Origin of the sequence: Pseudomonas sp. NFPP24 (assembly GCF_900112095.1) — a bacterium.
In the GTDB taxonomy this organism is placed as follows: Bacteria; Pseudomonadota; Gammaproteobacteria; order Pseudomonadales; family Pseudomonadaceae; genus Aquipseudomonas; species Aquipseudomonas extremorientalis.
In genome coordinates, this window is the sequence record NZ_FOKD01000004.1 from 512,214 (window position 1) to 525,638 (window position 13,425).

11 protein-coding genes are annotated in these 13,425 nt (G+C 61.0%); 9 read left to right on the plus strand and 2 right to left on the minus strand.

All coding sequences use genetic code 11. From position 1 onward, the window contains the following. Positions 1–165: 165 nt before the first annotated feature. On the minus strand, positions 166–1,056 hold the full coding sequence (locus BM026_RS11740) for a LysR family transcriptional regulator (protein WP_071491656.1): 891 nt from the start codon (positions 1,054–1,056) through the stop codon (positions 166–168). 153 nt (positions 1,057–1,209) lie between these two features. On the opposite strand from BM026_RS11740, the gene BM026_RS11745 reads away from it, so the two are divergent. The 9 genes from BM026_RS11745 to BM026_RS11785 all read left to right on the plus strand — a co-directional run bounded on the left by BM026_RS11745 (position 1,210) and on the right by BM026_RS11785 (position 12,192). Continuing rightward, positions 1,210–2,700: an L-piperidine-6-carboxylate dehydrogenase gene (locus BM026_RS11745; RefSeq protein WP_058423442.1), complete on the plus strand. Its 1,491-nt coding sequence runs from the start codon at positions 1,210–1,212 to the stop codon at positions 2,698–2,700. Positions 2,701–2,795: 95 nt separating this feature from the next. Beyond that, positions 2,796–4,079, plus strand: a complete 1,284-nt coding sequence (locus BM026_RS11750) for an L-pipecolate oxidase (protein WP_092246640.1) — start codon at positions 2,796–2,798, stop codon at positions 4,077–4,079. 374 nt (positions 4,080–4,453) lie between these two features. After that, positions 4,454–5,590 carry a branched-chain amino acid ABC transporter substrate-binding protein gene (locus BM026_RS11755; protein ID WP_025999776.1) on the plus strand — a complete coding sequence of 379 codons (1,137 nt, stop codon included), beginning with the start codon at positions 4,454–4,456 and terminating at the stop codon, positions 5,588–5,590. A gap of 139 nt (positions 5,591–5,729) precedes the next feature. Then, the gene (locus BM026_RS11760; RefSeq protein WP_058423439.1) at positions 5,730–6,644 is read left to right on the plus strand and encodes an ABC transporter permease subunit; all 915 of its coding nucleotides are present in this window, start codon (positions 5,730–5,732) and stop codon (positions 6,642–6,644) included. 2 nt (positions 6,645–6,646) lie between these two features. Beyond that, positions 6,647–7,924: a high-affinity branched-chain amino acid ABC transporter permease LivM gene (livM, locus tag BM026_RS11765; RefSeq protein ID WP_093121271.1), complete on the plus strand. Its 1,278-nt coding sequence runs from the start codon at positions 6,647–6,649 to the stop codon at positions 7,922–7,924. After that, positions 7,921–8,796, plus strand: a complete 876-nt coding sequence (locus BM026_RS11770; protein WP_071491652.1) for an ABC transporter ATP-binding protein — start codon at positions 7,921–7,923, stop codon at positions 8,794–8,796. The genes livM and BM026_RS11770 overlap by 4 nt, the downstream gene beginning before the upstream one ends. After that, a complete protein-coding gene (locus BM026_RS11775) occupies positions 8,793–9,509 on the plus strand; it encodes an ABC transporter ATP-binding protein (protein WP_071491651.1) in 717 nt (238 codons plus the stop codon). Before BM026_RS11770 ends, BM026_RS11775 begins: the two co-directional genes overlap by 4 nt. 800 nt (positions 9,510–10,309) lie before the next feature. Further along, positions 10,310–11,074, plus strand: coding sequence for an SDR family oxidoreductase (locus BM026_RS11780; protein ID WP_058423435.1), 765 nt, complete (start codon positions 10,310–10,312; stop codon positions 11,072–11,074). Between the two features lie 212 nt (positions 11,075–11,286). Next, a complete protein-coding gene (locus tag BM026_RS11785) occupies positions 11,287–12,192 on the plus strand; it encodes a cation diffusion facilitator family transporter (RefSeq protein WP_071491650.1) in 906 nt (301 codons plus the stop codon). On the opposite strand, the gene BM026_RS11790 is transcribed toward BM026_RS11785, so the two are convergent. Next, a complete protein-coding gene (locus tag BM026_RS11790) occupies positions 12,164–13,282 on the minus strand; it encodes an AGE family epimerase/isomerase (RefSeq protein ID WP_092246645.1) in 1,119 nt (372 codons plus the stop codon). The two genes, BM026_RS11785 and BM026_RS11790, sit on opposite strands and share 29 nt — an antisense overlap. Positions 13,283–13,425 lie beyond the last annotated feature (143 nt).

Here is a 13,425-nt window from a genome sequence, read left to right on the forward strand (position 1 = left end):
AAGGGGGCTAGTGGCGCATAGACCTGTGGGGTTTTGCCAGTGTTTTTTTCAGTGGGACCACTGGCCTCATCGGGGGCAAGCCCCCTCCCACACTTGGAATGCGTTTCAGATGTGGGAGGGGCGGCGCGACGATTCGACTTGCCCTCGATGGCGGTATTCCAGGCACTAAATGACCTGCTCCATCATCCACTTCACAAAATCACGCACCTTGGGCACCTCTGCTGAATGCTCCGGGTAGGCCAGGTAATACGCGTCCTGGCTCGGCATCGCATGCTGCCAGGGGATCACCAGCTTGCCGTCGGCCAGTTCCTCTTCCACCAGGAAGCGCGGCAGCAAGGCCACGCCGCAGCCCACCTGCGCCGCCCGGATGCACATATAGAAGGTGTCAAAGCGCGGCCCATGGTAGCTGTGTTCGGTCTGGTAACCCTGGCTGGCGAACCAGTCATGCCAGCCCTGGGGCCGCGAGGCGTTTTGCAGCAGGACCAGGCCGCTCAGTTGCGTGGGGTCGCTCAAAGGCTGCGCCGGCAGGCTTTCCGGCGCACACACCGGTACCAGCTCTTCGCTGAACAATTTCAGGCTCTCGGTACCGGGGCGTGAGCCCTGGCCGAAGTAGAAGGCCATGTCGGCCTTGCCTTGCAGCAGTTCGTCCGGCTCCTGCTCGTTGCACAGGTCCAGGTGGATCTGCGGGTGACGCAGGCGCCAACCCTTGAGGCGCGGCACCAGCCAGCGCGCGCCGAAGGTGTAGGGCGTGGACACGCGCAATACTTCGGTCTCGCCGCCGTAGGAGCGCAGGTAGTGGGTGGACATCTCCACCTGGGTGAGGATCTTGCGCACTTCCACCAGGTACAGGTCGCCTGCCGGAGTCATCTGCAAACGGCGGCGCACCCGGCGAAACAGCAGGTGTTGCAACAGTTCTTCCAACTGCGCCACTTGTTTGCTCACGGCGCTCTGGGTGAGGTTCAGCTCCTCGGCGGCGCGGGTAAAGCTCAGGTGGCGGGTGGCGGCTTCGAAGCACTGCAGGGCAGTGATCGAGGGCAAATGTCTTTTATTCAGCACGGCACGCCTCTTTTTATTCTTTGCATGAATAAACGGAATGATATCTCGCCTAATCGTCGTTTGTTGGCAAGTCTTGGGCCAGCTACAAATAAGGCCTGGATCGCCGTGTGTGTGACGGTGCGAATTTTCTGTTTGAAATTTAAGGAGTGACCCATGGTAGCCGCATTGCTTGATCGTCTCGGGGTAAACCCGGCGTTGTACCAGTCGGGTAAACAACCTGTGCATTCGCCGATCGATGGCAGCCGTATCGGCAGTGTGCACTGGGAGGGCGCCGCCGAGGTGGAGCAGCAGGTCAGTCGTGCCGAGCATGCATTCGAGGCCTGGCGCAAAGTACCGGCGCCGCGCCGTGGCGAACTGGTGCGCCAATTTGGCGATGTATTGCGCGAATACAAGGCCGACCTGGGCGAGCTGGTATCCTGGGAAGCCGGCAAGATCACCCAGGAAGGCCTGGGCGAAGTGCAGGAAATGATCGACATTTGCGACTTCGCCGTCGGCCTGTCGCGCCAGTTGTACGGCTTGACCATCGCCTCCGAGCGTCCGGGCCACCACATGCGTGAAACCTGGCACCCGCTGGGTGTGGTCGGCGTGATCAGTGCCTTCAACTTCCCGGTGGCGGTGTGGGCGTGGAACACCGCCCTGGCGCTGGTGTGCGGCAACGCGGTGATCTGGAAACCCTCGGAAAAGACCCCGCTCACCGCCCTGGCCTGCCAGGCACTGTTCGAGCGCGTGCTGAAAAAATTCGATGGTGCCCCGCAGTACCTGAGCCAAGTAATCATCGGTGGCCGTGACGCCGGTGCTGCGCTGGTGGACGACCCGCGTGTCGCCCTGATCAGCGCCACCGGCAGCACGCGCATGGGCCGCGAAGTGGCACCGAAAGTCGCCGCGCGCTTCGCCCGCAGCATCCTGGAACTTGGCGGCAACAACGCGATGATCCTCGGCCCGAGCGCCGACCTGGACATGGCCGTGCGCGCCATCCTGTTCAGCGCCGTTGGTACCGCCGGTCAGCGTTGCACCACACTGCGCCGCCTGATCGCCCATGAATCGGTCAAGGAAGAAATCGTCACTCGCCTCAAGGCGGCTTATTCCAAGGTGCGCATCGGCCACCCGCTGGAAGGCAACCTGATCGGCCCGCTGATCGACAAGCACGGCTTCGACGCTATGCAGGACGCGCTGGAGCAGGCCCTGAGCGAAGGCGGCAAGGTGTTTGGCGGCAAGCGCCAGTTGGAAGACAAGTTCCCGAATGCCTACTACGTGTCACCGGCGATTGTGGAAATGCCCGAGCAAAGTGATGTGGTGTGCACCGAGACCTTCGCGCCGATTCTCTACGTGGTCGGCTACACCGACTTCGCCGAGGCCCTGCGCCTGAACAACGCCGTGCCACAAGGCTTGTCGTCGTGCATCTTCACCACTGACGTGCGTGAAGCCGAGCAGTTCATGTCGGCGGTGGGCAGCGACTGCGGCATCGCCAACGTCAACATCGGCCCGAGCGGCGCGGAAATCGGCGGCGCGTTCGGTGGCGAGAAAGAGACCGGCGGCGGGCGCGAATCCGGGTCGGACGCGTGGCGCGGGTACATGCGTCGCCAGACCAATACCGTGAACTACTCGCTGGAGTTGCCGCTGGCACAGGGCATCACGTTTGACTGATCCTGCTGGCCGGAATGGGATCAACATGTGGGAGGGGGCAAGCCCACTCCTACATTGACCGAGCTGTTTGTTAGGTTTCATCACGGAGTCTGGCAATGCCATTACGCGAAACATGTTTGTGGGAACACCTCACCCCCAGCCGGCCGGATCGCGCTGGGCTCAACGGCGAGGTCAAGGTGGATGTGTGCGTGATCGGCGCCGGTATTACCGGTCTGTCGGCGGCCATTCATTTGCTGGAACAGGGTAAAAGCGTGGCCGTGCTGGAGGCGCATCGCACTGGCCATGGCGGTTCGGGGCGCAACGTGGGGCTGGTCAACGCCGGGTTGTGGATCCCGCCGGACGAGATCGAAGCCGGTTTCGGCGAGGCGGTGGGCAGCCAGCTCAACCGCATGCTGGGCGCGGCACCCTCGCTGGTGTTCAGCCTGATCGACAAATACAACATCGATTGCCAATTGCGCCGTGAAGGCACCTTGCACATGGCGCACAACGCCCGTGGCGAGGCGGACCTGCGCAGTCGTGAAGAACAATGGAAGCGTCGTGGCGCACCAGTGGAACTGCTCACCGGCCAGGCCTGCGAGCAGGCTACCGGTACCAAAAAGATTGCCGCCGCCTTGCTGGACCGGCGTGCCGGCACCCTGAACCCGATGGCTTACACCAGCGGCCTTGCCAATGCTGCCGTCGGGCTGGGCGGGCAGTTGTTCGATCATTCACCGGTTACTCAACTTGAGCGCCAAGGTGCGCACTGGTCGGTGCAGACCGCCCAGGGCTCAGTGCAGGCTGCACAGGTGGTCATCGCCTCCAACGCCTACACAGAAGGCGAATGGACCGAGCTGCGGCGCAACTTTTTCCCCGGTTACTACTACCAGGTCGCATCAGCCCCGCTGACAGACGAAGCCGCCCAACAGATTTTGCCCGGCGGCCAAGGCTCCTGGGATACGCGCCAGGTGCTGAGCAGCATCCGCCGCGACGCTGACGGTCGCTTGCTACTCGGCAGTCTGGGCAACGGCAACCAGAAACCTACCTGGTTCCTCAAGGCGTGGGCTGATCGGGTGCAGCAGCATTACTTCCCGTACCTCAAATCGGTGCAGTGGGAGTACACCTGGACCGGCTGCATCGCCTTCACCCCGGACCATTTGATGCGCCTGTTCGAGCCCGCTCCGGGCCTTGTGGCAGTAACGGGCTATAACGGTCGTGGCGTGACCACCGGCAGCGTGGTCGGCAAGGCGTTTGCCGACTACTTGTGTCACCAGAATCCCCAGGCTTTACCGATTCCCTTCGCGCCCATGCAACCGCTGTCCGGGGTAGGGCTGCGTAGCTGTCTGTATGAAGCAGGATTTTCGCTGTATCACGCCGGCCAATGCCTCAGGATCGTGATCTGATCAGCGAAATACCGCTCAAAAGCCTGCATTTTCTTAGCAGGCTACTAATCTGTATTGGTGCAAGTCGTAGCAATCACGCACTGTAAATGTGCAGTTCCGTTACGCAGGTTGTTACAGCTGTAGGAACTGTCGTTTATAGCTCTGGTTGCAGGTGCGACCCGTCGAGGTTGTACTTTTTCGGTCCATCGGTTGCACCTCTGGGCGCTAGAGGGTTGCACGTCCTGGCGAACGGAGCCGAAACGCCTGCAATAACAATGACACCGTGTCTTTTTGAAGAATAAAAACCTAATGGCACGCGCTTTGCTCTGGGCTTTCAGTGAAAAGTTTGAACGCAAGTTGTCGTGCCAAAAATCAAAAATATCGGAGCACCACTCATGTCCCAGACGTTTTACAAGAAAGGTTTTCTGGCCCTCGCCGTTGCAGCGGCGCTGGGTGTTTCTACGTTTGTTCAAGCTGATGTGAAGATTGGCGTGGCGGGCCCGATGACGGGTGCCAACGCGGCTTTTGGTGAGCAGTACATGAAGGGTGCCCAGGCGGCAGCCGATGTGATCAACAAGGCCGGTGGCATCAACGGCGAGAAAATCGTGCTGGTGGCTGGCGACGACGCTTGCGAACCCAAGCAAGCCGTGGCCGTGGCCAACCGCCTGGCGGACCAGGACAAGGTGATCGGCGTGGTCGGCCACTTCTGTTCCTCCAACACCATCCCGGCGTCCGAGGTGTACGACGAAGCGGGCATCATCGCAATCACCCCTGGCTCCACCAACCCACAGGTGACTGAACGCGGCCTGGGCGCCATGTTCCGTATGTGCGGGCGTGACGACCAGCAAGGCATCGTGGCCGGCGACTACATCGTCGATGTGCTCAAGGGCAAGAAGGTCGCGGTCATCAACGACAAGGACACCTACGGCAAAGGCCTGGCCGACGCCACCGCTGCCCAGTTGACCAAGCGCGGTGTCAAGCCGGTGCTGGAAGAAGGCCTGACCCGTGGCGAGAAAGACTTCAGCGCCCTGGTCACCAAGATCCGCTCCACCGGTGCCGACGTCGTGTACTTCGGCGGCCTGCACCCGGAAGCCGGCCCATTGGTTCGCCAGATCCGTGAAGCGGGTCTGAAAGACGTGAAGTTCATGTCCGATGACGGCGTGGTCACCGACGAACTGGTTGCTACCGCGGGCGGTAAGCAATATGTCGACGGCGTGTACATGACCTTCGGCGCCGACCCGCGCCTGCTGCCGGACAGCAAGGCCGTAGTGGAAGAGTTCCGCAAAAACGGCACCGAGCCCGAAGGCTACACCCTGTACGCCTACGCGTCGGTCCAGGCCCTGGCTGCCGGCTTCAACGGCGCCAAGTCCAACAAGGGCGAAGACGCCGCCAAGTGGCTCAAGGCTCACCCGGTGAAAACCGTTATGGGCGAAAAAGCCTGGGACTCCAAGGGCGACCTGAAAATCTCCGACTACGTGGTTTACCAGTGGGATAAAGACGGCAAATACCACCAGCTGGAAAAACAGAAGTAATCCAGAACACCACAGCTCCAATGTGGGAGCGGGCTTGCCCCCTCCCACAGGAGATCGTGTTGTTATCAATATCTGTCTTTTCCTCCAGAAGCGCCGCGCACCTCCCGGTGTGCAGGTGCTCACCGCGTGAGATTGCGTTATGGATGGTATTTTCCTGCAGCAACTGGTCAACGGCCTGACCCTCGGGTCGGTCTATGGCCTGATCGCCATCGGCTACACAATGGTCTATGGCATCATTGGCATGATCAACTTCGCCCACGGCGAGGTTTATATGATTTCCGCTTACCTCGCGGCGATCAGTCTGGCACTGCTGGCTTACTTCGGCATCGAATCCTTCCCGCTGCTCATTCTCGGCACCTTGATCTTCACCGTGGTCGTCACTGGCGTGTACGGTTGGGTCATCGAGCGTGTCGCCTACAAACCGCTGCGCAACTCCACCCGACTGGCACCGCTGATCAGCGCCATCGGCATCTCCCTGATCCTGCAGAACTATGCGCAGATCGCTCAGGGCGCCAAGCAACAAGGCATTCCCACCCTGCTGGCAGGCGCCTGGCGCGTCGATTTCGGCACAGGGTTCGTCCAGCTCACCTACACCAAGGTCTTCATCCTCGTGGCGGCGTTCGCCGGCATGGCGTTGCTCACCTACGTGATCAAGTACACCAAGCTCGGCCGCATGTGCCGCGCCACCCAGCAAGACCGCAAGATGGCGTCGATCCTCGGCATCAACACCGACCGGGTGATCTCCTACGTGTTCGTCATCGGCGCCGCCATGGCGGCATTGGCCGGCGTGCTCATCACCCTCAACTACGGCACCTTCGACTTCTATGCCGGCTTCATCATCGGCATCAAGGCGTTCACCGCGGCGGTACTCGGCGGCATCGGCTCCCTGCCTGGGGCGATGCTGGGCGGGATCATCCTCGGTATCTCCGAGTCGCTGTTCTCGGGGTTGATCAACTCTGACTACAAAGACGTGTTCAGTTTCTCCCTGCTGGTGGTGATTCTGATTTTCCGTCCCCAGGGCCTGCTTGGTCGCCCACTCGTGGCGAAGGTGTAAACATGTCTGCTGCCAAATCAATCGATATCAAGAAAAGTGTGGTCGATACGATCCTTGCCGGGCTGATTTCGCTGATCGTGTTCGGTCCGATCGTCGGCGTGGTACTCGACGGCTACAGCTTCAACCTGGAACCGGCCCGCGTGGGCCTGCTGGTGGCCATCGTGATGGTCGGCCGCTTTGCCATGAGCCTGTTCCTGCAAACCCCCAAGGGCCTGAAGATCCTGCAGGGCTTCGAGAGCAGTGGTTCCGGGGTGCACGTGCTGCCACCGGACTACAAATCGCGGCTGCGCTGGATCATCCCGGCGCTGATCGTGATCGCCATCGTGTTCCCGATCTTCGCCAACAAGTACCTGTTGACCGTGGTGATCCTCGGGCTGATCTACGTGTTGCTGGGCCTCGGCCTCAATATCGTGGTGGGCCTGGCCGGCCTGCTCGACCTGGGTTACGTGGCGTTCTACGCCATCGGCGCCTATGGCCTGGCATTGGGTTATCAATACCTCGGCCTGGGCTTCTGGACCGTGCTGCCATTGGCGGCCATCGCCGCGGCGCTGGCGGGGTGCATACTCGGGTTCCCGGTGTTGCGAATGCACGGTGACTATTTGGCCATCGTGACCCTGGGCTTCGGTGAAATCATCCGGTTGGTGCTCAATAACTGGCTGTCGTTTACCGGCGGCCCGAATGGCATGCCGGTGCCTTCGCCGACCTTCCTCGGCCTCGAGTTCGGCAAGCGCGCGAAGGATGGCGGGGTTCCCTTCCATGAGTTCTTCGGCATCGACTACAACCCCAACATCAAATTCCTGTTCATCTACATCGTGCTGTTCCTGGTGGTGCTGGCCGTGCTGTACATCAAGCACCGCCTGACCCGCATGCCGGTCGGCCGCGCCTGGGAAGCCCTGCGCGAAGATGAAATCGCCTGCCGTTCCATGGGCCTGAACCATGTGCTGGTCAAGCTCTCGGCGTTCACTATCGGTGCATCGACGGCCGGTTTGGCCGGGGTGTTCTTTGCCAGCTACCAAGGCTTCGTCAACCCGTCGTCGTTCACCTTCTTCGAGTCGGCGCTGATCCTGGCCATCGTGGTGTTGGGAGGCATGGGGTCGACGGTGGGCGTGGTGATCGCGGCCTTTGTATTGACCGTTGCACCTGAGTTGCTGCGCAGCTTCTCCGAATACCGCGTGCTGCTGTTTGGCGTGTTGATGGTGGTGATGATGATCTGGCGACCGCGAGGCCTGATCCGCATCAGCCGTACCGGTGTGACACCACGCAAGGGGGTAGCGCCATGAGCAAGGAAGTCGTGCTCTGCGTGGAGCATTTGATGATGCACTTCGGTGGCATCAAGGCCTTGAGCGATGTGAGCCTCAAGGTCGAACGCAATTCGATCTTCGCCCTGATCGGGCCCAACGGCGCAGGCAAGACCACGGTGTTCAACTGCCTCACCGGTTTCTACAAGGCCAGCGGCGGCAAGATCGAACTGAACATACGTGGCAAGCAGACCAATGTGATCCAGTTGCTCGGCGAACGGTTCCAGCCGACCGACTTCGTGTCACCGAAAAGCTTCCTCAGTCGCCTGTACTACAAGATGTTCGGCGGAACGCATCTGGTGAACCGTGCGGGTCTGGCGCGGACGTTCCAGAACATCCGCCTGTTCAAGGAAATGTCGGTACTGGAAAACCTGCTGGTGGCCCAGCACATGTGGGTCAACCGCAATATGCTGGCAGGTATCCTCAACACCAAGGGCTACCGCAAGGCTGAAAGCGACGCCCTCGACCACGCCTTCTACTGGCTGGAAGTGGTGGACCTGGTGGACTGCGCCAACCGCCTGGCCGGTGAACTCTCCTACGGCCAGCAGCGCCGCCTGGAAATCGCCCGCGCCATGTGCACGCGGCCGCAGATCATCTGCCTGGACGAACCCGCTGCGGGCCTCAACCCCCAGGAAACCGAAGCCCTCAGCGCGATGATTCGCCTGTTGCGCGACGAACACGACCTCACGGTGGTGCTGATCGAACACGACATGGGCATGGTGATGAGTATTTCCGACCACATCGTGGTGCTGGACCACGGCAACGTGATCGCCGAGGGCGGGCCGGACGCGATCCGCAACGACCCGAAAGTGATTGCCGCCTACCTGGGCGCTGACGAAGAGGAGCTGGTATGAGTGCACCTATCCTCGAAATGAAGGACCTGGACGTGTATTACGGCCCGATCCAGGCCCTGAAGAAAGTCTCGCTGCACATCAACGAAGGCGAAACCGTCAGCCTGATCGGCTCCAACGGCGCGGGCAAGTCCACGCTGCTGATGTCGATCTTCGGCCAGCCACGGGCCGAGTCGGGACAGATCCTCTACAACGGCGTCGACATTACCCACAAGTCGTCCCACTACATCGCCTCCAACGGCATTGCGCAGTCGCCGGAAGGGCGGCGGGTGTTCCCCGACATGACCGTCGAGGAAAACCTGCTGATGGGCACCATCCCGATTGGCGACAAGTATGCCTTTGATGACATGCAGCGCATGTTCGAGCTGTTCCCACGGCTCAAGGAACGGCGTACCCAGCGTGCCATGACCATGTCCGGTGGCGAGCAGCAGATGCTCGCCATTGCCCGGGCACTGATGAGCCGTCCGAAGTTGTTGCTGCTGGACGAGCCGAGCCTGGGCCTGGCGCCGATCGTGGTGAAGCAGATCTTCTCGACCCTGCGCGAGCTGGCGGCCACCGGGATGACCATCTTCCTGGTGGAGCAGAACGCCAACCATGCACTGCGCTTGTCGGACCGGGCGTATGTGATGGTCAATGGCGAGATCCGCCTGACCGGCACTGGCAAGGAATTGCTGGTGAACGAGGAAGTGCGCAACGCCTACCTCGGCGGTCACTGATCTAAATAACGACGCGGTCCCCCTGTGGGAGGGGGCTTGCCCCCGATAGCGGTGGATCAGCAGTACATCTGTCGACTGACATACCGCCATCGGGGGCAAGCCCCCTCCCACATTAAGCAGATCCACATGTTTTTTTGTGGTGTGAAGAGGGTTGCCACCAAATTGTGGAAAACAAATTCAGCCCCCCTCCAAAGCGCGACATATAGCCGCCGCAAATCCCTGTTTTGTCACAGTTTTGACTTGTCCCCATCCGCTGTGGAACCGGCTGTGGGTAACGTGGGAGTAGCTGGCTGAAAGCCAACAAACACGCGGCTTGTAGCGCGGTGATTGTTTTTTGATCAGTGGGTTTTTGGGGACCGCCCGAGCCCGTTGTCAACCTGTTTAAAGACACAGGTATATGACTGGAATATGTCCCGGCAGCCTGTGGATAAGTCTGTGACTAAACTCTGGAAAGACCGCCGCAGAGGCCGGAATGACTGGCCTGGAGCCATCGTTCTGATTTGCCGTTCGTGAAAGGGCCTACATACGCACAGGCCAAGGTCAAGCAAAAAACTTTCTAAAAGCGCCTGGAACCCTTGTGTATAGAGGCCTGAGGCATTTTGCACTTGCCCCCAAAGACTGTGGGCGCAGTTGTGGATAACCTGCGCGCATATGGCTGTAAGCCACGGCCTGTAAGGCTTTGCGTTCAGTGGTTAAAAAGTGATCAGGCATGTGTCAACTTGTGTGCCCAGTAGTTGCCGCCATCGCGGCGTACGGGCATTCTGCTGGCTATTTTTTCCGATGCCCGCAAGGAGAACACCATGTCCGACACGCTGTTTATTACTGGCGCAACCTCAGGTTTCGGCGAAGCCTGTGCTCGTCGTTTTGCCGAAGCCGGCTGGAAACTGGTGCTCACCGGCCGTCGCGCCGACCGCCTGAATGCGTTGGTCGAAGAGCTTTCCAAGCAGACCGAAGTGCATGGCCTGGTCGTGGACGTGCGTGACCGCAAGGGCATGGAAGACGCCATCGCCAACCTGCCGCCGTCGTTTGCCACGCTGCGCGGGCTGATCAACAACGCTGGCCTGGCCGTGGGCACCGACCCAGCGCCCAAGTGCAATCTCGACGATTGGGAAACCATGGTCGACACCAACATCAAGGGCCTGCTCACCACCACCAGCCTGCTGCTGCCGCGCCTGATCGCCCATGGCCGTGGTGCGGGCATCATCAACCTTGGCTCCATCGCCGGCAGCTACCCGTACCCGGGCAGCCATGTGTACGGCGGCTCCAAGGCGTTCGTGAAGCAGTTCTCGCTGAACCTGCGTTGCGACCTGCAAGGTACCGGCGTGCGCGTGACCAACATCGAGCCGGGCCTGTGTGAGAGCGAGTTCTCGCTGGTGCGCTTTGGCGGCGACCAGGCGCGGTATGACGCCACCTACGCGGGCGCCGAGCCGATCCAGCCGCAGGACATTGCTGACACGATTTTCTGGGTGATGAACACACCGGCGCATGTGAACATCAACCGCCTGGAGCTGATGCCGGTGAGCCAGACCTGGGCGGGGTTTGCGATTGAGCGTGGGGCCAAGTAAGGCTTAAAAACGAGTCGCTGCCATCGGGGGCAAGCCCCCTCCCACACTTGACCGAGTTTCAGCATGTGAATGCGGTCGAAGGTGGGAGGGGCGGTGCGACGATTCGACTTGCCCCCGATGGCGTCAGATCGGCCAAAACAGGCTATAAGGTACACTCACCTCCTGAAAACCCCTCCGCACTCTGCGGATTCAAGGTTTTGACGGGAGGAAATGTGAGTAACCGAGGTGAGCAGGCACTGCTCAAACAATCGACCATCCTGATGTTCGCCGTAGCGATCGCCGGGATTGTCACGGGTGTGGTATCCGGCGCCCAGTCCATTCTGTTCGACGGCTTTTTCTCGCTGATCGCCACCGCCATCAAGGTGTTGATGCTGATCACGGCCAAGCTGATCGCCAAGAAAAGCAACGAGCGTTTCCAGTTCGGCTACTGGCACCTGGAGCCCATGGTGCTGCTGATCGAAGGCAGCTTCCTGTTGCTGATCGCCATCTACGCGTTCCTCAACGGTGTGTTCGGCATTATCAATGGCGGGCGTGAGATCGAGCTGGGGCTGGTGATCATCTATGCGGCGGTGTTTACCGTCGTCGAGTTCGCCTATTTTTTCTACGTGCGCTACCGCAATCGAACGCTGAAATCATCGCTGATCCAGTTCGACAACATCAGTTGGCTGGTGGACGCGATGCTCTCGGTGGGCCTGCTGATCAGCTTTCTGGCGGCCCTGTTGCTCAAGTCCCAGGGCTATGGCGAGTGGGCGGTGTATGTCGACCCGTTGATCCTGATCCTGCTGGCCCTGAGCATGCTGGCGCCGGCGTTCAAGATTTTGCGCCCGGCGTTGCGCGAGGTGCTGGGGATTGCGCCGGACCACCTCGACGACAAGGTGCGCGAGGTCATGGACGCGGCCCGGGCCAAACATGGTTTCGATGACTACGTGTCCTACGTGCAAAAGCATGGGCGCGCACGGTTTATCGAGATTCATGTGGTGTTGCCGGCGGATTACCCGGTGGATAACGTCGCGACCCTGGACGGGCTGCGCGAAGAGATATCCACAGGGCTTGGCACGCCGGATGCGGCGCGCTGGCTGACGATCAGCTTTACCGGAGATCGCAAGTGGATTGCATAAGGCCCTGGTAACAGGTCGCCAGGTGGTACGGCGTGGTCGACGGCATATCCCGTCGGCTCACCGCGCCCTGGGCATCCAGGCATTCATGCCAGCCTTTTGCATGCAGGAAGTGTTGTTGCAGCGCCAGCAACTGGCGCTGCAACCGCGCTTCGCTGTCCGGTCGCAAGGTCAGTGCCCGCAGGTACTCGGCCTGGGCCCAGATGCGTTGGGTGCCGTCGCGCACCGTGCCATCCAACGCCAACATGCCGCTGACGGCGCCGCTCGCGTTATCCACACCCTTTTCTTCGGCGTAGGCAAACGCCCGTGTCAGGGAGGCGTGCAACGGCGTACCGCGCAGTAACTCAGACGACTCCAGCAAGAAAAACCATTCGAACTGGTGCCCCGGCTCAAACCAGTTATCCACAGCACCCAGCGGTTTTTCCATCATCACGCCGTGGTGGCGGTCGATGAAGCGTTGCTGCAGGGCGTTGGCCAGGTCCAGCAGCGCGTCTTGGGTGATGGCATCTTCGCGCACGGCCAGCGTGGCGAGGAAGCCTTCGGCGAGGTGCATCAACGGGTTTTGCAGGGGGCCGGACTTGAGGGACGCCCAATTGCGCTCCAGCACCGCTTCGTACAGGCCGTCGCCTGTGGAAAACCGTTCGGCGACCACGGCCAGGGCGGCATTGAGCACCGATTCCACCAGCGGCTCGCGCACCTTGGCCCAGTAATGGGCGCAGGCGAAGATGATGAAGGCGTGGGTGTACAGGTCTTTGCGCTTGTCCAGCGGTCGGCCGGCGGGGTCGATGCTGTAGAACCAGCCGCCGTGTTCGGCGTCGTGGAAGTGCCGTTGCAGCGAGCGGAACAACGCCGCCGCACGTTCTTCGGCAAAGGCCGCGCCGGGCTCGCCGATCAGGCTGGCGAACAGGTACAACTGCCGGGCGCAGGCCATGGCGCGGTAGCGTTGCGGGGGTAATGGCCGGTGGTCGGCGTCCAGTGCCTCATACGGCAATGCCAGTTCGGCATTCCAGCCCGGGCCTTGCCAGAGCGGCACGATCAGGCTGTGGAAGTGCGTGAGCACGGTGTTCAAGGAGGGTTGGGAAGCGCTGGGCATTGGCTGGCGTCGTCACGGCAGGGGTGTAGGCGCGCATGGTAGCAGGCTTGGGTTCCGTGGTGTCTGGTCTAGCGCTATCGGGGCAGGCCCCCTCCCCAAAGGTGGGAGGGGGCTTGCCCCCGATGAGGCCGTCAAATACGCCG

Bases quoted from the DNA above. Each gene is read 5' to 3' on its own strand.
- BM026_RS11780 (WP_058423435.1), top strand. From the start codon at position 10,310: ATGTCCGACACGCTGTTTATTACTGGCGCAACCTCAGGTTTCGGCGAA.
- BM026_RS11745 (WP_058423442.1), top strand. From the start codon at position 1,210: ATGGTAGCCGCATTGCTTGATCGTCTCGGGGTAAACCCGGCGTTGTAC.
- BM026_RS11775 (WP_071491651.1), top strand. From the start codon at position 8,793: ATGAGTGCACCTATCCTCGAAATGAAGGACCTGGACGTGTATTACGGC.
- BM026_RS11755 (WP_025999776.1), top strand. From the start codon at position 4,454: ATGTCCCAGACGTTTTACAAGAAAGGTTTTCTGGCCCTCGCCGTTGCA.
- BM026_RS11760 (WP_058423439.1), top strand. From the start codon at position 5,730: ATGGATGGTATTTTCCTGCAGCAACTGGTCAACGGCCTGACCCTCGGG.
- BM026_RS11750 (WP_092246640.1), top strand. From the start codon at position 2,796: ATGCCATTACGCGAAACATGTTTGTGGGAACACCTCACCCCCAGCCGG.
- livM (WP_093121271.1), top strand. From the start codon at position 6,647: ATGTCTGCTGCCAAATCAATCGATATCAAGAAAAGTGTGGTCGATACG.
- BM026_RS11790 (WP_092246645.1), bottom strand. From the start codon at position 13,282: ATGCCCAGCGCTTCCCAACCCTCCTTGAACACCGTGCTCACGCACTTC.
- BM026_RS11770 (WP_071491652.1), top strand. From the start codon at position 7,921: ATGAGCAAGGAAGTCGTGCTCTGCGTGGAGCATTTGATGATGCACTTC.